Source organism: Nonomuraea sp. CA-143628, from assembly GCF_050942315.1.
In the GTDB taxonomy this organism is placed as follows: domain Bacteria; phylum Actinomycetota; class Actinomycetes; order Streptosporangiales; family Streptosporangiaceae; genus Nonomuraea.
Window position 1 is genome coordinate 1,580,247 of record NZ_CP192072.1, and the last position, 17,474, is coordinate 1,597,720.

General features: G+C 68.3%; 20 protein-coding genes. 12 read left to right on the top strand and 8 right to left on the bottom strand.

All coding sequences use genetic code 11. From position 1 onward, the window contains the following. Positions 1–26 precede the first annotated feature (26 nt). Positions 27–668, top strand: coding sequence for a TetR/AcrR family transcriptional regulator (locus ACQP2T_RS07350; RefSeq protein ID WP_433515441.1), 642 nt, complete (start codon positions 27–29; stop codon positions 666–668). On the opposite strand, the gene ACQP2T_RS07355 is transcribed toward ACQP2T_RS07350, so the two are convergent. After that, positions 610–1,284 carry a TetR/AcrR family transcriptional regulator gene (locus ACQP2T_RS07355; protein WP_433515442.1) on the bottom strand — a complete coding sequence of 225 codons (675 nt, stop codon included), beginning with the start codon at positions 1,282–1,284 and terminating at the stop codon, positions 610–612. The two genes, ACQP2T_RS07350 and ACQP2T_RS07355, sit on opposite strands and share 59 nt — an antisense overlap. A gap of 45 nt (positions 1,285–1,329) precedes the next feature. Here ACQP2T_RS07355 and ACQP2T_RS07360 point away from each other — a divergent pair, with 45 nt between their 5' ends. From ACQP2T_RS07360 to ACQP2T_RS07370, 3 genes are read left to right on the top strand one after another with little or no spacing between them, the layout of a single operon-like run. Next, on the top strand, positions 1,330–2,205 hold the full coding sequence (locus ACQP2T_RS07360; RefSeq protein ID WP_433515443.1) for a lysostaphin resistance A-like protein: 876 nt from the start codon (positions 1,330–1,332) through the stop codon (positions 2,203–2,205). A 33-nt stretch (positions 2,206–2,238) separates the two neighbouring features. After that, positions 2,239–2,745: a VOC family protein gene (locus tag ACQP2T_RS07365; RefSeq protein ID WP_433515444.1), complete on the top strand. Its 507-nt coding sequence runs from the start codon at positions 2,239–2,241 to the stop codon at positions 2,743–2,745. A gap of 25 nt (positions 2,746–2,770) precedes the next feature. Further along, the gene (locus ACQP2T_RS07370) at positions 2,771–3,589 is read left to right on the top strand and encodes a MerR family transcriptional regulator (protein WP_433515445.1); all 819 of its coding nucleotides are present in this window, start codon (positions 2,771–2,773) and stop codon (positions 3,587–3,589) included. A gap of 8 nt (positions 3,590–3,597) precedes the next feature. On the opposite strand, the gene ACQP2T_RS07375 is transcribed toward ACQP2T_RS07370, so the two are convergent. Continuing rightward, on the bottom strand, positions 3,598–4,281 hold the full coding sequence (locus ACQP2T_RS07375) for a metalloregulator ArsR/SmtB family transcription factor (RefSeq protein ID WP_433515446.1): 684 nt from the start codon (positions 4,279–4,281) through the stop codon (positions 3,598–3,600). A 43-nt stretch (positions 4,282–4,324) separates the two neighbouring features. Here ACQP2T_RS07375 and ACQP2T_RS07380 point away from each other — a divergent pair, with 43 nt between their 5' ends. Next, positions 4,325–5,434: an MFS transporter gene (locus tag ACQP2T_RS07380; protein WP_433515447.1), complete on the top strand. Its 1,110-nt coding sequence runs from the start codon at positions 4,325–4,327 to the stop codon at positions 5,432–5,434. 13 nt (positions 5,435–5,447) lie between these two features. Here ACQP2T_RS07380 and ACQP2T_RS07385 read toward each other — a convergent pair whose 3' ends face one another. Further along, on the bottom strand, positions 5,448–6,392 hold the full coding sequence (locus ACQP2T_RS07385; protein ID WP_433515448.1) for a LysR family transcriptional regulator: 945 nt from the start codon (positions 6,390–6,392) through the stop codon (positions 5,448–5,450). Between the two features lie 107 nt (positions 6,393–6,499). Here ACQP2T_RS07385 and ACQP2T_RS07390 point away from each other — a divergent pair, with 107 nt between their 5' ends. The 3 genes from ACQP2T_RS07390 to ACQP2T_RS07400 all read left to right on the top strand — a co-directional run bounded on the left by ACQP2T_RS07390 (position 6,500) and on the right by ACQP2T_RS07400 (position 9,522). Then, positions 6,500–7,213, top strand: coding sequence for an MBL fold metallo-hydrolase (locus ACQP2T_RS07390; protein WP_433515449.1), 714 nt, complete (start codon positions 6,500–6,502; stop codon positions 7,211–7,213). 58 nt (positions 7,214–7,271) lie between these two features. Continuing rightward, positions 7,272–8,189 (top strand): transglycosylase SLT domain-containing protein, encoded by a 918-nt coding sequence (locus tag ACQP2T_RS07395; protein ID WP_433515450.1) that lies wholly within the window; start codon positions 7,272–7,274, stop codon positions 8,187–8,189. 79 nt (positions 8,190–8,268) lie between these two features. Beyond that, a complete protein-coding gene (locus tag ACQP2T_RS07400) occupies positions 8,269–9,522 on the top strand; it encodes a serine hydrolase domain-containing protein (protein ID WP_433515451.1) in 1,254 nt (417 codons plus the stop codon). A gap of 55 nt (positions 9,523–9,577) precedes the next feature. Here the strand turns inward: ACQP2T_RS07400 and ACQP2T_RS07405 are convergent, their stop codons facing one another. From ACQP2T_RS07405 to ACQP2T_RS07415, 3 genes are all read right to left on the bottom strand, one after another. Next, complete coding sequence (locus tag ACQP2T_RS07405) at positions 9,578–10,750, bottom strand: PQQ-binding-like beta-propeller repeat protein (protein ID WP_433515452.1); 1,173 nt, start codon at positions 10,748–10,750, stop codon at positions 9,578–9,580. A gap of 51 nt (positions 10,751–10,801) precedes the next feature. Then, entirely contained in the window at positions 10,802–11,356 is a 555-nt protein-coding gene (locus ACQP2T_RS07410; protein WP_433515453.1) for a dihydrofolate reductase family protein, read from the bottom strand. Between the two features lie 86 nt (positions 11,357–11,442). Continuing rightward, positions 11,443–12,090, bottom strand: coding sequence for a TetR/AcrR family transcriptional regulator (locus tag ACQP2T_RS07415; RefSeq protein WP_433515454.1), 648 nt, complete (start codon positions 12,088–12,090; stop codon positions 11,443–11,445). 121 nt (positions 12,091–12,211) lie between these two features. Between ACQP2T_RS07415 and ACQP2T_RS07420 the strand changes: the two genes are divergently transcribed. Then, positions 12,212–12,592: a VOC family protein gene (locus tag ACQP2T_RS07420; protein WP_433519724.1), complete on the top strand. Its 381-nt coding sequence runs from the start codon at positions 12,212–12,214 to the stop codon at positions 12,590–12,592. Between the two features lie 145 nt (positions 12,593–12,737). After that, on the top strand, positions 12,738–12,959 hold the full coding sequence (locus ACQP2T_RS07425) for a DUF5701 family protein (protein ID WP_433519725.1): 222 nt from the start codon (positions 12,738–12,740) through the stop codon (positions 12,957–12,959). Positions 12,960–13,221: 262 nt separating this feature from the next. Here the strand turns inward: ACQP2T_RS07425 and ACQP2T_RS07430 are convergent, their stop codons facing one another. Continuing rightward, positions 13,222–14,832 (bottom strand): FAD-dependent monooxygenase, encoded by a 1,611-nt coding sequence (locus ACQP2T_RS07430; RefSeq protein WP_433515455.1) that lies wholly within the window; start codon positions 14,830–14,832, stop codon positions 13,222–13,224. Positions 14,833–14,941: 109 nt separating this feature from the next. Here ACQP2T_RS07430 and ACQP2T_RS07435 point away from each other — a divergent pair, with 109 nt between their 5' ends. Together ACQP2T_RS07435 and ACQP2T_RS07440 are read left to right on the top strand one after the other, a co-directional pair. Beyond that, on the top strand, positions 14,942–15,598 hold the full coding sequence (locus tag ACQP2T_RS07435; protein WP_433515456.1) for a TetR/AcrR family transcriptional regulator: 657 nt from the start codon (positions 14,942–14,944) through the stop codon (positions 15,596–15,598). Positions 15,599–15,669: 71 nt separating this feature from the next. Further along, complete coding sequence (locus ACQP2T_RS07440) at positions 15,670–16,146, top strand: NUDIX hydrolase (protein ID WP_433515457.1); 477 nt, start codon at positions 15,670–15,672, stop codon at positions 16,144–16,146. A gap of 105 nt (positions 16,147–16,251) precedes the next feature. On the opposite strand, the gene ACQP2T_RS07445 is transcribed toward ACQP2T_RS07440, so the two are convergent. Continuing rightward, positions 16,252–17,397: a helix-turn-helix transcriptional regulator gene (locus ACQP2T_RS07445; protein WP_433515458.1), complete on the bottom strand. Its 1,146-nt coding sequence runs from the start codon at positions 17,395–17,397 to the stop codon at positions 16,252–16,254. Between the last annotated feature and the right edge of the window lie 77 nt (positions 17,398–17,474).

The following is a 17,474-nucleotide window of genomic DNA, read 5'->3' on the forward strand; positions in this document are numbered from 1 at the left end:
GGTGTAATCGGCTAGGCTCGGGAAGCGTGATCGAGAGAAAGAAGCCGGTCGGCCAGCCGGACAAGCGCCGGGCGATCATGGCCGGGGCGCTGGCCCTGTTCGCCCGCGACGGCTACACGCGCGCCGGGCTGGACGCGATCGCCGTCGAGGCGGGGGTGTCCAACCGCACCATCTACAACCACTTCACCGACAAGGCCGAGTTGTTCCAGGCGGTGATGCAGGAGAGTACGCGGCGGGTCGCGGACACCATGGTCGACATCATCGATCGCCATCTGACCAAGGTGATCGATCTCGAGAGCGACCTGATCGACTTCGGACTGGCCTGGCTCGGCGTGCTGACCTCCGACCTGGCCCCGCACTTCGCGCTCATCCGCCAGGTCAACGCCGAGGTCGAGCACATCCCGCCGGCCGCGCTCAAGCTCTGGCAGGAGACCGGCCCCGGCCGTACCCGACGCGAACTGGCCGAACGCCTGCGCAGGATCGCCGAGCGCGGCGACCTCACGATCCACGATCCCGCTCGCGCGGCCGGGCACCTGATGCTGCTCATCTCCGCCGACAACCTCACCGACCGGGCGGACCTCCACAACGAGGACGCGCTCCGAGAGATGATCACCGCAGGGGTTTCGACCTTCCTGTACGGCTACGCGGAACGGGCCGCGGGGACGTGAACGGCGCCTCAGTGAGGAGGCGCAGTTCGTCGCGCACGATCTGACGTATGGCTTGAGGCGTGAAGTTGTGTGGGAAGGTCGCTGTCTGGAGCGTGAGGCCGTCCACGAACACGTGGAGGCGCGTGGCCTGGCCTTCCAGCTCGGTGTCGGCGAACTCCTGTCCCACGCGATCGGGGAGCGGCAGGCTGTGGCAAGAGGCGATCGCCAGGCGGCAGATGTGGCGTTCCCCCGGCCAACTCGCGTCACGCAGCTCCGCCAGGGACTCATCCACATGCGAGCGCACCAGGCATGCCAGCCATACGTCCACCTCGACGCGGCGGTTGTCATCGAGGGGAAGAAGCTCTTCGAGGATGAGCTGGGCGCGCCGCATGCCTGGCAGGTCCGCATCGAGGTGGCCGGTGATGCGCTTGGTGACACTTCTGGCGACCGCCTGCGCCGCGAAGCTGAGCAGGCCGCGCTGATTGTCGAAATAGTGGCGCAACCCGCCGACCGAGACGCCTGCCGCCTCGGCGACCTTGCGGACCGTGGCCCCTTCGATCCCGTCCCGGCTGATGATGCTCCACACGATCCGGGTGAGTTCCTCGCGCCGCTGCTCGTGGTCCACGATCTTTGGCATGCTCCTATTACAGCACACCTGTACGGTCTCCTATAAAGTACGGGCGTGCGAAATAAAGCATGGCAACCGACGCTGGGCCTGAGCATCCTGGTGGCCGGCCTGGCCCTGATCGCCGGAGCGGCACTATGGCTGGCACTGAACGGCAACACCGGCATTCGCTACTCGGCCGACCACGCCGACACCGTGCCCATGTGGCACCGCTGGATCCCGGCTCTCACCGGACTGGTCCTCATACGGCTGCTGCCCCCCAAGGCGACTCCCGCCGGCGCCGCACCGGCACGTGGCGGCCTTCACCTCCAGGCCATCCTCCTCTTGGTCTCAGCCACGCTCTTCGCCGCGGGGTTATGGTTGTCGGGCGGTGGTGAACCTGCCCACACGCTGCTGAAGCTCATCCTGCTGCTCGCCGTACCCGCACTGCTGTTCTGGCTGTCACGGCGCGATTCCGCGGATCGCGGCCAGATCCATGAGCGGCCCGCGGCCTGGCGTAACTACGGCCCCATCGCACCGGTGACCGCGTGGCTCGTTCTCACCTACACAGGTCCGCTGGCCGTGCCGTCCAGCGACTACGCGGCGAGAGTCGATCCCGTCACACTGGTGCTCACCATCGTCGTGGTGTTCAGCGTCAACAGCCTGCTCGAAGAGGTCTTCTACCGGCGGTGGCTGCAGACCCGATGGGAGCACATCATCGGCCGCTGGCCCGCCATCGTGCTGGCTTCCCTGCTCTGGGCGGCCTGGCATGTCGGCATCCAGGGCACGGGGCACCTTCCCACAGACCTCTCCTCGGCCTTCGTCAATCAAGGAGTGCAGGGGTTGTTCCTCGGCTGTCTGTGGAGCCGATACCGACTGATGTGGCCCATTCTCGTTGTCCACGGTGCCATGAACGCCGGTCCCGTTCTTCTGGGCATGCTGCAACGCATTTGACCCTGACGTTGCGTTAGGCTCCACGATGAGCGCATGACCGAGTACTACGAGGCATTCGATATCAGCCCGGTCCCTCCGCCCGGGCCCGACGCGAAGCCGCCTGAGATTTACCGGGGCATCTACGGCATGCCGATGTTCGTCACCGTGCCGACGCCGGACCTGGCCGCGTCCGTGAACTTCTGGACCCGCGGGCTCGGTTTCATCGACCTGTTCACGGTCCCGGGCCAGGTCACGCACCTTCGGCGGTGGGCGTTCCAAGACATTCTGCTCGTCCCGACCGACGTCCCGCCGGCCCTGTCAACGGTGAGCATCGGCTTCAGCTGCGTGTTGAGCCAGGTCGACGAGATCGCGCAGGCGTGCACCGCGCTGGTGCCCGGATGCACGACGGGACCGCGGCAGACTCCGTGGAACACCGTAGAACTGGAAGTCGTCACCCCGGAGAACGCTCGCGTGATCATGACCGCGGCCCGTCCTCTCGACCCCGACAGCGCCGAGGCACGCTACCTCGAAGCAAACGGTTTCACCCTCCCCAAAGGGTGAAACCGCGCATGTCAGACTCGATGGCGTGACCGACACCGTGATGGACGATGCCGCGCGCCCCGGCGGGCTGACCGTCGGGGCCGCGGCATCGCACGTGGGAGTCACCGTCCGTACCCTCCATCATTGGGACGCGATCGGGCTGGTCCGCCCGTCCGGGCGGACCAGCGGCGGTTACCGGCTCTACTCCGCGGCCGACGTCGCACGCATCCACCGGGTGCTCATCTACCGCGAGCTCGGCCTGTCGCTCGACGACATCGGTGAGCTTCTCGATGCTCCGACGGCCGATATGACCGTGCCGCTGAGACAGCAGCGCAGCCAGCTCCTCGATCGCATCTCCCGCTTGCAGGCGATGGTCGACGCGGTCGATCGCATGATCGAAGCCGCGCGCGTCGGCATCCTGCTCTCCGCGGAGGAACAAGTCGCGATCTTCGGCCAGCGCTGGAAGCCGTCACTGGCCGCGGACGCACGTGACCGATGGGGGGACACGGTTCAATGGGCACAGTACGCCGAGCGCGCCGCGGGCATGACCCCCGAGGACTGGCAGCGGATCGCCGACAACATCGCAACGCTCGAGCACGACCTGGCGGAAGCCAAGCGCGCCGGCGTCAGGCCAGGCAGTGCCGAGGCCAACGCCCTGGCGGAGCGACACAGGGCCTCCATCGACGCGTACTTCGACTGCACTCTTTCGATGCATGTGTGCCTGGGAAGGAAGCACGCCGCCGATCCTGGCTTCACGGCCTACTACGAGGAAATCGAGCCGGGCCTGACCATCTGGCTCCGTGACATCATCGACGCCAGCGCCCGCGATCGAGGCATCGACCCGGATTCGGCGACTTGGACCTGACGCCGAGCCTAGGTAGCTGTCCCGCTGAGGGACGCCCCGAGAGCGGTCGCCATGTACAACACGCTGCGCCCGGATCGCTCGCGGGCGACCAGCCCGCTCTCGCGCAGTACGCGGAGGTGCTGTGAGACCGCGCTGGGTGTGATCCCGAGGGCTCGAGCCAAGTCCGTCGTCGTCGCGGGGGACCTCAGGGCCTCAAGTAGTTCGGCTCGCGCCCGGCCGAGCCGCCGGATCGTACTGCCTGCGACCGCCTGTGTCCCGGCCGTCCACAGAGCCCCGACACCCCGTGCCGGATAGCGCACCGTGGTCTGCGTTGACGTCCTTTTCTTGATCAGTACGTACGGTGAGCCGAGAACGACCGGCATGAGCACCAGCCCACCCGGACCACGCTCCACGACCCGCTCGACTCGCCAACGCGCTCCTCCCAGCTGCAGCCGGCCATCGTGCCAGCGCAAATCCGGATGCAGGTCGGCGAACAACCTCTCGGCACCACCTGCGGCCATCTGCTTGGCCCGATAGATGACATCCGCATCAAGCACGGCCCGGATCCGCGACCAGTGCGGCGCGATGAGCCGTTCGTGCGCCGCGCGCAGTTCCGCGGCGATCGCACGCGGTCCTGCCGCCGGCTGGTCGGCGAGCGCGACGGCCGGGGCGGGGAGGTTCTCGCCGAACACCCGCCGGAGGCTGATCCGCACCTGAGACGCAGGTGTCCTGCGCAACGCGGCAAGGTCGTCGTCGATGGAGGCCCCCGAACCGAGCGGGGCGGGAACGAGGAACTCCGGCCAGTTCGGCCGATCGCTGACGATCAACGGCCAGGTATGCGAGAGATCCAGCGGACACCTGGCGAGCTCATCCACCGCCCACCGCAGCCACCGCAGGTGGAGCGCTCAGGCGATCCAGGCGTTGATCGTCGCTGCCCTCGCGGGCTTTGCCGCGTTCGGCCAGATCGGTATCCCGGTGCTCGCCATCACCGCCTTCGCGCTGGGAGCGTGCACGGTCGTCTTCGCCAACGCGGCGCAGGCGGCGCTGCCGGATATCGTCGCCGAACCGCTGCTGCACAAGGCGAACGGTCACCAGCAGACGATCACCGCGGTCGGCCTGCAGTTCGCCGGGCCACCGGCCGGCAGCCTGCTCTTCGCGGTCGCCGCGGCGTTGCCGTTCGGTGTGGACGCCGCCTCATTCGCCCTGTCCGCGGCACTGCTGGCGACGTTACGCGGGCGCACACGTGTGCGGATCGAGCACCCACCGATGCGAACGGCGATCACGGACGGCCTGCGCTGGCTGACCCGTCACCGGCTGCTGCGCACCCTCGCGCTCCTGCTCGGCGTCAACACCTTCTGCTTTCAGCTCGGCAACGTCTCCCTGGTTCTGCTGGCGACCCAGACACTGCGCCTCGACGCGGCCGGTTACGGGCTGCTGCTCGCCGGCGCCGCGATCGGCAGCCTGCTCGGAGGACTGCTCAGCGCCCGCGTCATCACGAGGACGGGCGAGCTTCCCGCGCTCCTGGCCGCGCTCGTCACGAACGTCGTCACCTTCGCCGGGATCGGGCTGAGCCCGAACATGATCGTGCTCGGCATCCTGCTGGCCGTCAGCGGCTTCGTCACCACGCTATGGAGCATCGTGACCGTCGGCCTCCGGCAACGGATCGTGCCATCCGAGCTGCTCGGCCGGGTGAACAGCGTCTACAGGATGCTCGGCTGGGGACTGATCCCGCTCGGGGCGCTGTCCGGGGGGCTGGTGGCGCACGCGTTCGGATCGCGGGCGTCCTACCCGGTCGCGGGGGCGTTGCGCGGAATCGCCTTGCTGGTCGCGATGCCCGTACTGATCCGTACCATGCGTGACTCGTAGCGGTGGGAAACGATCAGTGACTCATGGGGGTCAGATCGATCTCCGGTAGCCATACCGTCGGATCGGACGGCGAAGGCAGCGTGGATGGGCGCAGTTGTCGCAGAAAGGCCCGCAGCAGAGGGCGGGGGTTGCGACGGTGCCAGACCACCGACCAGGGCATCAGCGGCGTCGGCTCGACGATCGGAATACGGCGCAGGCCGCTGCCGGCCGGATCGATGCTCATCTCACCCAACCCCACCGCCGCCTTCTCGGCCAGGAACTGTTCCACCAGATGTCGTTGACCGATGGCCGGTGCGTTGAACCGCAACGGCACGCCGAACCGGTGGGCCAGCCGTCGCAGATAATGCCGCCATTCGACCGCGCCCGCTGGGTCGGGCATCGCGATACCCGCCTCGCGCAGGTCGGCCGGCCGCAGCACGCTTCTGTCGGCCAATCGATGATCCTCGGGTACGAACGCGTGCAGCGGCTCCAAGCGGACCAGTTTGTACGCCAGCTCGGCCGGCCACGGTGCCGACGCGTCGTGGACCCGGCCGAACGCGGCATCGATCTCCTGCCGCCGCAGCGCCGGCAACGCCACGGACAGCCCTTGGCGCATGCTCAGCTCGATCCGCATGCGTCGGTCGCGCTCACTCACCCGGCGCACCATTCGCAGCGGCGTGAATCGTTCGTCGTAGACGTCCACTCGCAGGATCTCGTCCACCGCGCGGACCGTCCGCACCGCCCGGTCGAAGGCGGACACGGCCTCGCTCGCGCGCGGCAGCAGCAGCCGCCCCGCCTCGGTCAGCTCCACCGCGCGGGTGGTTCGCCGGAACAGCGGAACCGCCAGAGCCTCCTCCAACCGGCGGATCCTTTTCGACAGCGCCTGCTGGGTGATGAACAGCCTCTCGCCGGCCCGCCCGAAGTGCAGCTCTTCCGCGGTGACGACGAACGCGCGCAGGCCCTCGATGTCCGCTTCCACGTGCCGAGCCTGGATTGGAAACCGTTGGTTGTCAATCCGGCGGAAATCGTTGTTGGACGCCACCAGGCGGCTGCGGGTTTGCTGTTCTCCAACCGAAGGGGCATGAGATGAAAACCGTGGAACTCCGTTCCGAACTGCACCTGCTCCTGCTGGAGTTCGGCCAGGCGTATCTGTGGAACGACGGCGGCGAGCTCACCCTGGTCGACACCGGGATCGCCACCTCCGGCGGCGATATCGCGGCCGCGATCGAAAAACTGGGCTTCCGTACCAGCGACGTCAAGCGCGTCGTGCTCACCCATTTCCACGAGGATCACTGCGGCGGCGCGGCCGAGATCAGCCGCTGGGGAGACGTCATCGTGCTGGCCCACCGCCTGGAGGCACCGGTGATCCGCGGCGACAAGTCCGCCCCCGCTCCGCGGTTCACCGACGAGGAGGCCGCTCTCCACCGCAGCCTTGGCGCCCACCTGCTGCCCCCCGCACCGGCCTGCAGGGTGGACCGCGAGCTGGAGGACGGCGACGTGATCGATTTCGGCGGCGGCGCACAGGTGATCCACACGCCCGGTCACACCGACGGCAGCATCGCCCTCCACCTGCCGCGATCCGGCGTGCTGTTCACCGGAGACACTGTTGCGCACGTCAACGGGCAGGTCATGCCCGGCGTGTTCAACCTTGACCGTGCCGAGATGCTCCGCTCCTTCCACAGACTCGCCCGGATCGACGCGCGACTGGCCTGCGTCGGCCACGGCGAGCCTTTCTCCGACGCCCACGCTGCCCTCACCGCAGCCGCGGCGGCCCTCTCCGACCCGCAGGACCTGACCTAGGGCCATGACTCGGCGTCCACCCCTCCTGTAGGTGGTCCGGGCGATACGGTAGGGCGTCATGAGATCGGTCCACGTCATGATCGCGGCGTCCCTCGTAGCCGTCCTCGCGGGATGTGGCGGTGAGGCGGACGGATCGGCGGCACCGGAGCGGCCCGCCCAGGCCACCGCTCCGAGTGCCACCCAGACGCCCTCTCCGGAGGCGGGGGCCGTGGGGGTGCCCGCGCCTGATGTCCGCATTCCCAGCGACCCCGTCAAGCTGGCCGATGCTCTGAAGAAGACGACCGCCGCGCTGAACGAGGCGATCGACAGCTGGACCAAGGGGGCGCAGGAGCGGCCGCCGCAGGACGTCGTGTTGCTCGCTCTTCATCAGCAGCGCATCTACCGGGCGATGGCCCGCAGTACGGAGCTGACCCAGGGGGTCGTCAAGCGTCTGCCCAAGGGGCTGGCCGCTGAGGCGCGTGACAACACCACGGCGATCGGGAAGCTGCTGTCCCTGGCCCGTCCGATCAGTGCGGCGCAGCGCAAGCGGATGCGCCTGGTGGAGCCGCAGCCCGCCGAGCGCTTGCGTGGCTACATGGTGCGGGCCGAGAAGCGGTTCGGTGTCGAGTGGGAGGTTCTCGCGGCGATCATGCTCGTCGAGACGAAGTTCGGACGGGTCAGGTCGGCGAGCTCCAGTGGGGCGCAGGGGCCCATGCAGTTCATGCCGGGTACGTGGCGGCAGTACGGGCTGGGCGGGGACGTCCAGGACGCGCATGACGCGGTGCTTGCCGCGGCCAACTACCTCAAGGCGTCGGGGGCGCCGAGAGATTACCGGCGTGCGGTGTTCGCCTACAACCACGACGCCCGGTACGTGGATGCCGTCCTCGCGCACGCGCGCCAGATCAAGCGCGACTCGCGCAGCTTCTACGCCTACTACAACTGGCAGGTCTTCGTCCTGTCCGCGCAGGGCGACGTCCGGCTTACCGGCCCCCGCTGACCCGGTTCCCGGAAACGTCGAGGAAACGGCCTTCTTGCTTGGATCTCTCGCAGATCGTTTCCCGCGAGAGGAGTTCTCCATGGTGTTGTCGCGTCCCCTGGCCGGCCACGACCCTTCACGCCGCTCGGCCCTCGGGCTCCTGGGCGCGGTCCCGTTGGCTGCCGGTGATCTCCTGGCCGCGCCGGGAACCGCCGAGGCAAGCACCGGCCGGATTCCGAAGGATCTGCGTCCTGGAGGGGCCTTCGACAGGTACGTCAAGGAACTGGCGGACAAGGAGCAGTTCTCCGGCACTGTGATGATCGCCTACCGCGGCCGCCAGGTTCTGGCCCGCGCCTACGGCTGGGCGGACAAGGAAAGCAAGATCCCGAACAAGATCGACACCATCTATGCCCTGGCCTCGACCTCCAAGCTGTTCACCGGGCTGGCCGTCGTGCAGCTCGTCCAGCAGGGCAAGCTGAAGTTCTACGACCTGGTGAGCAAGCATCTGAACGGCCTGCCGGCGGCGATGGCCGAACGCATCACCGTGCATCATCTCCTGACCCACACCAGTGGCCTGGGCGACGCCCGGCGCCCCGGCGAGCAGCCGCCGCCGGAGAAGATCCACACCAGCTACGAGGGGCAGCTGGCGGACTTCTGGGAGAATCTGACGACTTTTGAGCTTGAATTCCCTCCTGGGACGAGAAAGGCCTACAGCAGCATGGGCTACACCCTGCTCGGCGAGCTCGTGGCGAAGGTCACCGGCATGTCGTTCCAGGACTACGTCCGCCAGAACATCTTCCTCCCGGCCGGTATGAAGGACTCCGCCTATTACACTCGCCGCCAATGGCTGGCCGACGACCGCATCGCCCATCCGTACATGTATCAAAAGGACGGAACGCGAGTGGACGCCGTCCGTAACCTCGACAAGGGCTCTGTCTACGGCGACGCCGGCCAAGGCAGCAACTCCGCGCGGGGATGGATGGGAACAGGCGGCGGCAACGGCTTCTCCACCGCTCCGGACCTCGTTCGCTTCGCGGTCGCGCTGCAAGGCGGCAGGCTCACCTCGCGGCCCTACACCGAGGTCTACGTGAACGGAAAGATCTCCGCCAAGCCGCTGAAGGAGGACACCTCCGGTAACTCGCTCCGCGGAGAGACCTTCCAGGCGTACGGGCCGGTGGCCCCCATCTATAACAACCAGCGCATCATCACTCACGGGGGCGGCGCGGGCGGCATCTCGACGAGTTGGTCCTTCTACCTCGACATGGACTGGACGGCCATCGTCCTGAGCAACTACGACCTGCAGAGCATCGAGCCGATCATCGCCCTGGAACGCAGTCTCGTCACCGGCGCATAGCTCCACAGTTCGGCGCAGGTGACCTGCCGCGGGGCCGGTGGGCTTTCGGGACGCGTCAGCCGATCACCGCGTCGTCGCCGGCGCCCACGCCGATCCCGGCCAGTCCGCCGCGCATCCATCGTGGGGAGATGTCGTCCTCGAAGCGGTGCCGGTCGATGATGCGTCCCGTGCGGGCGTCGAGCTTGACGAGTGTCTTCGCGTCCTCGGCGACGTAGGTGTCCACGCCGTCCGTCAGTACGGTGCCGTCCCTTGCGTCGCCCAAGGTACGGCGCCAGGCGACCTCGCCGTCGGCGATCCGGTAGGCGGCCACCTCGGTCTTCGAGCGTACGGTCACCAGTTCGTCCGACACCCCCATCGCGTCCCCGTAGGGGTTGTCCTTGAGCCCCGCCGACGGGGCGCGCCAGAGGACCTTCCCGTCGCGGACCCTGCGGACGACCAGAGCGCCGCCGGCGTCCACCGACGCCAGGCGGTCGGCGCCGAGCGCACGCGCGTGCCACAGCTCTCCACCGCCGAACTCCCACAGCCGCCTGCCGTCCGCGGCGCTGAGCGCGACGTTCGACTCCTTGCCCGCGCAGTCCTGGAAGACGAGCACGGTCTCGCCCGCGCCGCGGGTTTCAAGGCTGGAGACTCCTGTGGCGCAGGAAGCGGACGAGTCAGACGGGTAGGACCAGCGGATCGCCCCCGTGCGGCCGTCCAGCACGTCGAGCCGCCCCTCGTGCAGGGCCACCACGAGGGGAACGGAGCCGTCCCTGGCCATGGAGATGCTCCAGGCCGCCCCCCATTCCTCGTCGTAGGCCCGGTTGGCCTCGTGGTCCGGGCCTGGCGGCAGGTCGGCCTGCCAGACGATGCGGCCGTCCGGCACGTCGATGAGGCTGACCCGCCCGTCCCGCCAAAGGGCCGCGACCCGGCGATCGTCCACCCGGACGGGGTCCAGCGAGTCGTCGGCCCAGCCGTTCACGTACCGCCAGGCCGTGGATCCGTCCGTGATCCGCTCTCCGACCAGCCCTGCGGTACGCAGGCCCCACCGCGAGCGCACCGCCACGTCACCGTAGACCTCGGCCGCGAAGGGAGCCCTACCGACGACGTCGATCGACGGCGTCCCCCACCCCGCCGGACGCCAGGGAAAGGAGGAGCCCGTCATCGGCGTCATGGTCTCGCCCGGCCAGCCGACGAGGCCGAGCAGCAGGATGCTGACGACGGCGCATGACACGATCTGGATCAACCGCATAAGACCCAGCATGGCCCTTTAATGTGATGAAGGCGGCAAAACGAACGCCGGTCAGGACCGTACGTAGCGCCGGAACATGGTTCCCGAGGCGAAGGAACGGTGCTCGACCAGGCGCAGCCGCAGTTTTTCCGCCACGGGCAGGTACGGCTTGCCGCCCCCGACGATCACGGGGAGCGCGTACACCCAGAACTCGTCGATCAGGTCCAGCAGGGAGACGGCCAGCTCGGGGCCGCCGAGTTGGAGGGTGCCGTCGATCTCCCGCTTGAGGCGCGTCGCCGCGGACACGGCGTCCTTGCGACGGACGATCGTGACCCCTTCGGGGACGGTCTGGAGGGTGTCGGAGAAGACGTACTGCGGCGTCTCCTTGTAGAACTGGGCGAACTCCCGCTCGAGGGCCGGGGCGCCTTCCTTGCCGAGGTCCTGCGTCCAGGGCTTTTCCATCGCCTCATACAGCCGCCTGCCGAACAGGAACGCCGCGGTCCGGCGGACGTGGTCGTTCGCCGCCTGGCGAAAGTCCTCGTCCGGGTCCATGAAGTCCATGCCGCCCTTGGGATCCTCGATGTAGCCGTCCATCGAGGTGTTCATCCAGTAGATGACCTTGCCCATGAAACTCCTCCTTGGTTGTAGAGATCGTCCGGAGTGGAGACCCGATGGAGCGCCGGAACTCATCGCCGCCCTCGCGATGACTCACATCAGGCGGAGGCGTAGGTGGCCAGGGCGGGTTCCAGCAAGTCGAAGGCTTGGCCGGCTTCGGCGGCGATGGTGTGGGCGATCTGGTCGTTGGGGTGTCCGGCGAGGGTGAGGGCCTGGATGCGGTGAAACAGCACGCGGTGGACGGTGCCCAGCAGGGCGGCGGCGGTCTGCACGGTGATGTCGCCGGGCTGAGCGGCGGTGATGTCGGCGAGCACCTGGGCGAGGTGGTGTTCGCGTTGGTCGTGCAGGCCGCGCAGGCAGACGGTCAGGGTGGGGCTGTCGGCGATCATGCGGGCGAACTCCTGGCCGGAGAATCCGGCGACCGGGTCCTGGGCGGCCACGGCGTCGGCGAACGCGCGGCGCAGCGCGGCCAGCGCTGATTCCCCTGGGCGTCGTGCGGTGACGGCGTGGGCCAGCGAGGCGGCGAACTCCTCCTGATGGTCCAGGGCCAGGTCTTCCTTACGCGGGAAGTAGTTGGTGACGGTCTTCTTGGCGACGCGGGCGACGACGGCGATCTCGGCGATGGTCGTCTGCTCGAAGCCCTGGGCGATGAACAGCCGGGTCGCGTGGTCGGAGATGAGCTGCCGGGTCTCGTGCTTCTTGGTCTCGCGCAGCCCGGCGGCCGGGGCGGGAGTCTGGGTATCCATGACGCAATCTTACCCTCGTAGCATCTTTATGTTGACACCCTCAGGCGCCTCGGACTAACTTTACCTCCGTCATAAGTTTATGACGATAGAACACTCCACCGGAGGAGATCCCGTGCAGTTCATGGCTTCCACCGTCTCGCTGACCGTCGACGACGTCGCCGCCTCCCAGGCGTTCTTCACCACCTACCTGGGCTACACCGTCCAGCAGGCCGCCGACGGCTTCGCCTCCCTTTCGCGCGACGACGCGGTCGACATCGTCCTGCTCGCCCGCGGCCTCGAGGTGCTGCCGCCCGAGCAGCGCGACCAGCGTGCCAGCGGTCTGATCATCGCCTTCACCCTCGCCGGCGGCCTGGCCGAGCAGGAAAAGCGGCTGCGCGACGCCGGGGCGCGGATCACCATGCCGCTGCGTCAGGAGCCCTGGGGCGAAGCCCTGTTCCAGGTCACCGACCCCAACGGCGTGATCGTCCAGTTCGTCGAATGGGCCGCCCCCGAACACCCCTGACTCCGCCTCCACCTGCTGATCGTCACCGCGAAACGCCCTTGAACAGGAGAAACCGCCCTCTAAGGCCCTGCGGCGGCACCGATCGCCTCCGCCCTCCACCATGATCGACACCTCAGGAAGGAGCTTTTTCTTGACGCCAGACCCGATGACCGGTGACAACGATCGACGCAGCCGCGGAACTCGACCGCCAGCCTGGTGGACATCGAACGCGGCGAGGAGTTCTGCGGGGCCATACCCTGGGACGCCGCTGTGGATCAGTCAGAACGCCCCCGAACTCGGCTGGTGCTGGGAACGCAATCCGCACACCTGGCTCGGCATGGCCTCCGCCGGCAATCGCCGCACAGCCGACGACCGTCTCGCCGGCTAAGGCTCGGCGATCGGTGCGGGATCGAGGATCGCGCTCGCGCCGCGAAGGATTCCGCACGTAGGTCGTCCGCCGGCACGTCCGCGAGTTGGCTGATGGGATCGGTGGCCGCGGCGAACGCCTGGGCCGCGCGTACGCGCCGGCGCCACTACCTACCGGTCGGTCGGGCCGCAACCGGTCTTGGCCGCTTCCCCGGGACGCACGCTTGTGCGGCGGAAATTCTGAGCCGCGCTGGGACGCTTGCCGCGTGGCCCTGGGATGTCCGTCAGATGCGGGCGGGTTCCATGGGGCCGAACCACCGCCGCAAGGCCGCCCGGAGCGTTTCCATCTCCGCGGAATCTGGTTGGGGCGATGCGGACGCCCAGGCCACGTAGCAGTCCGGGCGAAGGAGCAGCGCGGTGAGCCCGTGAGGCTGGGGGTGTGCGGTGACGATGTCGACCTGGTCGTGTCGTAGGGCGGGTGTCCGCGCCAGCGATGCTCCTTCGGTCAGGTCGAGCAGCAGGGGGCGTGCGGTTCTGGTCAACTCGGCCAGCCGGATCGGACCGGTCGGGGTGTGCAGCTCCAGATCCGGGGCGAAGCGGCCGATCAGCGGGTGCGGCTTAGGTCCGCCCACGTTTTCGCTTTTGTCTTCGCCCACGTCTTCGCCCACGTCTTCGCTCATGTCGTAGCGGACGTCGGCGCCCGCGGTGAGTTCGGCCAGGCGCCGTACGGTGTTCGGGTCGCGGAGCAGCTCGCTGAACACTTCGCGCAGTCCGGTGACGTCGCTGCCGGGGGCGATCAGCGCCGACTGTGCCTGGGCGTTCAACACCATGCGGTGCGCGGCCGATCGCCGCTCCGTCTCGTACGTGCTCAGCAGTCCGGGCGGAGCGCTTCCTCGGATCTCGGCGGCGAGTTTCCAGCCGAGATTGATCGCGTCCTGGAGGCCGAGGTTGAGCCCGGGGCCGCCCCCGGTGGCGGCGTACACGTGGGCGGCGTCACCGATCAGGAACACCCGGCCGTGCGCGAACCGTTCGGCGACCCGGGTGTTGCCGCCGCTGAGCCGCCGCAAGGCGTGCGGCCCTTCGCCGTTGGGCGGTCCGAGCGGTACGTCGACGCCGAGCACGCGGTGAGTGCTCGCCCGCAACTCCTCCAGGCTCATCGGGGCGTCAGTCGCGGGCTGGTCCCACTCGGTGGTGGTGACCAGCGGTGGGTGGCCGGGCATCGGCGCGTACGAGAACCCTCCCTGCTCGGTGCGGTGGGGCAGGAACGGCATGACGGTGCCGTAGCCGGGCACGTTCAGCGCGCCGTTGGCGGGGTCGACCCAGTCCGCGGGCACGGTCGCGTGCGCCGAGCGGACGGTCATCCGGTCGTAGGTGACGCCAGGGAATCTGATGCCGGAGAGCTTGCGCGTGGCGCTGTGGGCTCCGTCGGCACCGATCAGGTATCGGGCCTGTAGGTGGTACTCCCCGTCCGGGCCCGTGACGTCGATGGTGACGGCGTCGTCGTCCTGTGACAGGCCCACGAACTCGTGTCCCCGCCGGATCTCCACCCCCAGCTCGATCGCTCGATCCTCCAGGACCCGCACGATGCGTCGCTGCGGCACCGGCAGGGCGTAGACGGGGCTGTCCGCCAGCAGGCTCAGGTCAAGGCCCATCGCGCCGAACATGAAGTACGCGGAGTTCGGCCGCGGCGGTTCCGGGCTGCCGCTCAGACGTTCGTGCAGCCCGCGGTGGTCGAGCATCTTCACGACCTGGCCCAGCAATCCGTTCGCTTTCGGCTCCTGGCTGGGCTCGGGTAGCCGCTCCAGCACGAGCGGCCGGACTCCTGCGAGGCGTAGTTCGCAGGCCAGCATCAGCCCGTTCGGGCCGCCGCCGGCGATGACGACATCTGTGATCATGTTGCTCCTTCACTCGCCTGGGACTCGCATGGGTATGGGGCGCCAAGGCTAGGCAGAAAAAGTGCGTGCACGCAAATTTGCGCGCACGCACTCAAACTGAGAGGCTGGGATGGTGACGACAAGACGAACCGGGTTGCGTGAGCAGAAGAAGCAGGCCACCCGGGAGGCGTTGGGCGCGGCGGCATTGCGGCTGGCCCTCGAGCGTGGACCGGACAACGTGCGTGTCGACGACATCGCCGAGGCCGTCGGCGTCTCGGTCCGGACCTACAACAACTACTTCTCCAGCCGCGAACAGGCGATCGTCGCCGCCATCAACAGCGAACGGGAAGCACGGGTCGCGGCGGCAGTGGCTGACCGGCCCGCCGATGTCGGCCTCGCCGCCGCGATCATCGAGGCGATCGTGGATCAGTACACGGATCCGGGCGTGCCCAGCCGCGAGGCGCTGCTGATGATCACCACCCGTCCCGCGCTGCGCGAGGCGTTCTTCGACACCACCAGCGCGATCGAACACCCCCTCACCGACGCGATCACCAGACGGCTCGCCGATATCGACCCGCACACCGCCCGTGTGCTCGCGGCCAGCGTGGCCGCCGCGGTCCGCGTCGCGATCGAACGGTGGCTGCACACCACTGCCGCGTCCGTCACGGCCGGCGGACTCGTCGTGCCGTCCGGCTCGCTATCGGACCTGCTGCGCACCACGCTCGCACCACTCACGCCCGCACTCGACGCCGCGGAGCAACAGGTACGCCGCCCAGCCGCTTCCTAGTTATGGGAGCGTTGCCGGGTGGCTGCGCCGGATGGGAGCGAGTGATGCGGACCCGACAAGGTGCCCGGATTGTGCTGCTGGATCAGGACGATCGGATTCTGATGCTCCGGCACAGGTACGACGGCGTCATCGTCGTCCCTGGATCTCCGGTCCAGGAGTTCTTCTGGGTGCCCCCAGGCGGAGGATTGACGGAGGACGAAGACTTCCTTCAGGCCGCCCGTAGGGAGCTGCTGGAGGAGACCGGACTGACGGAGGTCGAGTGGGGGCCGTGCCTGTGGACTCTGGATGCGGACGTCCGGTGGGGCGGCGAACCCGTGCACATGCACGAGCGGTACTTTCTGGCGCGGGCGCGTGGCGCGCAGACCGTCACCCGCGCCTACCTGGAGCCAGGGGAAGAGCAGGGCATCATTGGCCACCGATGGTGGTCCTTGGCCGAGCTTGCCGCGACCACAGAGACTCTGCGGCCTGTGGGACTTTCGGAGCTGTTGGCAGACGTGCTGGCCGTAGGGGGTCGTCCGTCAGGTGAGTCGCGTGCCCTGCGCACGTAGGGGCTGGACGTGGCCATGTGCTGGACGGTAGCGGTGCCGGACAGCGGAATGCACTCACGATGCTTTCCTACCGCGCAAATCACGCTGTCCGCGGAACGATCAAACCTACGTCAGGGTTCTCCGATCGGATGCGGTCGGCGACGCGACTCCCGACGTCAAGGAGGCGGCATAGTGATCGAGGAACAGCCGGGCGATCAGGTCGCCGCGTGAACCGGTGCCCGACTTGGCGAAGATCGACTTCAGGTGGTCCTGCACGGTGTACGACGACACATGCAGCCGACCGGCGATCTGCTTGGTGGACAAGCCCTTGGCCACCAACTCGGTGACCCGGCGCTCGCTGTCGGTGAAGCCGTAGGCATCGACCATCAGGGGCGCCATCTCGGCGGGGCGAGCGACTTCCAGCATCACCGCGACCTGCGGTTCCGGACCCTCATTCAGCAGCGAGCCGCGGACGATCAGCCACTGACCGGCCCGGGTGCGCGCTCGGGCCCTGGCCGGCCGGAGGTCGGTCGGCGCAGGTGCCGCACTCGTCGCCGGGCCGCAGAGGGAACGGGCCTGGCGGGCGACAGCGGAGATCACCAGCGGCAGCCGAGCGCCCGCTCTGTCGCTGGTGCCCAGCTCGTCCAGCCAACGATCCGCTGCCTTGTTGGACATGTGTACGCCGTCATCGGCGTCGAGGATCAGCAGACCGACGTCGTCGTCACTGGCCTGTGCGCCACCGAGCAACAGACCGCGCCGTAGTCCATCAGTGATCAGGGGGGCGATCGACGATACGAACTCCACCTCGGCCAGGGAGAAGTACGGGCGCTTCGCCTCCCGGAACACGGTCAGCTGCCCCCATGTCCCCGTGCTGCCGGCGAGCATCACCCGCAACTCATCGGAGAATCCCCCGGGGCGACGGATCTCCCGCTGGCGCGGACTACGGTCGAGGTCACCGGCGGTGGCTTCGCTCAGGGTGCCGGCCGGGCGGCCAGCATGGGCGAGCTGTACCCACGTGTTGAAGTCCGGTTCACGCACCTCGATCTCCACGAGCCGGAGCAGCTCTGCCGCGGGCAAGCCGTTCTCCACGAACTCGGCGGTCGGGAGCATGGTCGCCGGGTCGGTCGTCATCAGGCAGGTGCCTTCGGCGGGCACCGCCCGGCCCAGGGCGTCACCGACGGCACGCGCGAAGTCCGGCACAGGCAACCCCCGGTGAACCAGCCTGACGATTTCGTCGCGGACGCGCGCATGCGCCGCCGATGCGTTGACCACGATCGGGAGCCTATGGCGATCGACGGCCTAATCCCAGAAATCTGGGATACAACCCTGCTCCACGATCTCGCATGCTG

Bases quoted from the DNA above. Each gene is read 5' to 3' on its own strand.
- ACQP2T_RS07355 (WP_433515442.1), bottom strand. From the start codon at position 1,284: ATGCCAAAGATCGTGGACCACGAGCAGCGGCGCGAGGAACTCACCCGG.
- ACQP2T_RS07365 (WP_433515444.1), top strand. From the start codon at position 2,239: ATGACCGAGTACTACGAGGCATTCGATATCAGCCCGGTCCCTCCGCCC.
- ACQP2T_RS07380 (WP_433515447.1), top strand. From the start codon at position 4,325: ATGGAGGCCCCCGAACCGAGCGGGGCGGGAACGAGGAACTCCGGCCAG.
- ACQP2T_RS07390 (WP_433515449.1), top strand. From the start codon at position 6,500: ATGAAAACCGTGGAACTCCGTTCCGAACTGCACCTGCTCCTGCTGGAG.
- ACQP2T_RS07395 (WP_433515450.1), top strand. From the start codon at position 7,272: ATGAGATCGGTCCACGTCATGATCGCGGCGTCCCTCGTAGCCGTCCTC.
- ACQP2T_RS07400 (WP_433515451.1), top strand. From the start codon at position 8,269: ATGGTGTTGTCGCGTCCCCTGGCCGGCCACGACCCTTCACGCCGCTCG.
- ACQP2T_RS07405 (WP_433515452.1), bottom strand. From the start codon at position 10,750: ATGCGGTTGATCCAGATCGTGTCATGCGCCGTCGTCAGCATCCTGCTG.
- ACQP2T_RS07410 (WP_433515453.1), bottom strand. From the start codon at position 11,356: ATGGGCAAGGTCATCTACTGGATGAACACCTCGATGGACGGCTACATC.
- ACQP2T_RS07415 (WP_433515454.1), bottom strand. From the start codon at position 12,090: ATGGATACCCAGACTCCCGCCCCGGCCGCCGGGCTGCGCGAGACCAAG.
- ACQP2T_RS07420 (WP_433519724.1), top strand. From the start codon at position 12,212: ATGGCTTCCACCGTCTCGCTGACCGTCGACGACGTCGCCGCCTCCCAG.
- ACQP2T_RS07425 (WP_433519725.1), top strand. From the start codon at position 12,738: ATGACCGGTGACAACGATCGACGCAGCCGCGGAACTCGACCGCCAGCC.
- ACQP2T_RS07430 (WP_433515455.1), bottom strand. From the start codon at position 14,832: ATGATCACAGATGTCGTCATCGCCGGCGGCGGCCCGAACGGGCTGATG.
- ACQP2T_RS07435 (WP_433515456.1), top strand. From the start codon at position 14,942: ATGGTGACGACAAGACGAACCGGGTTGCGTGAGCAGAAGAAGCAGGCC.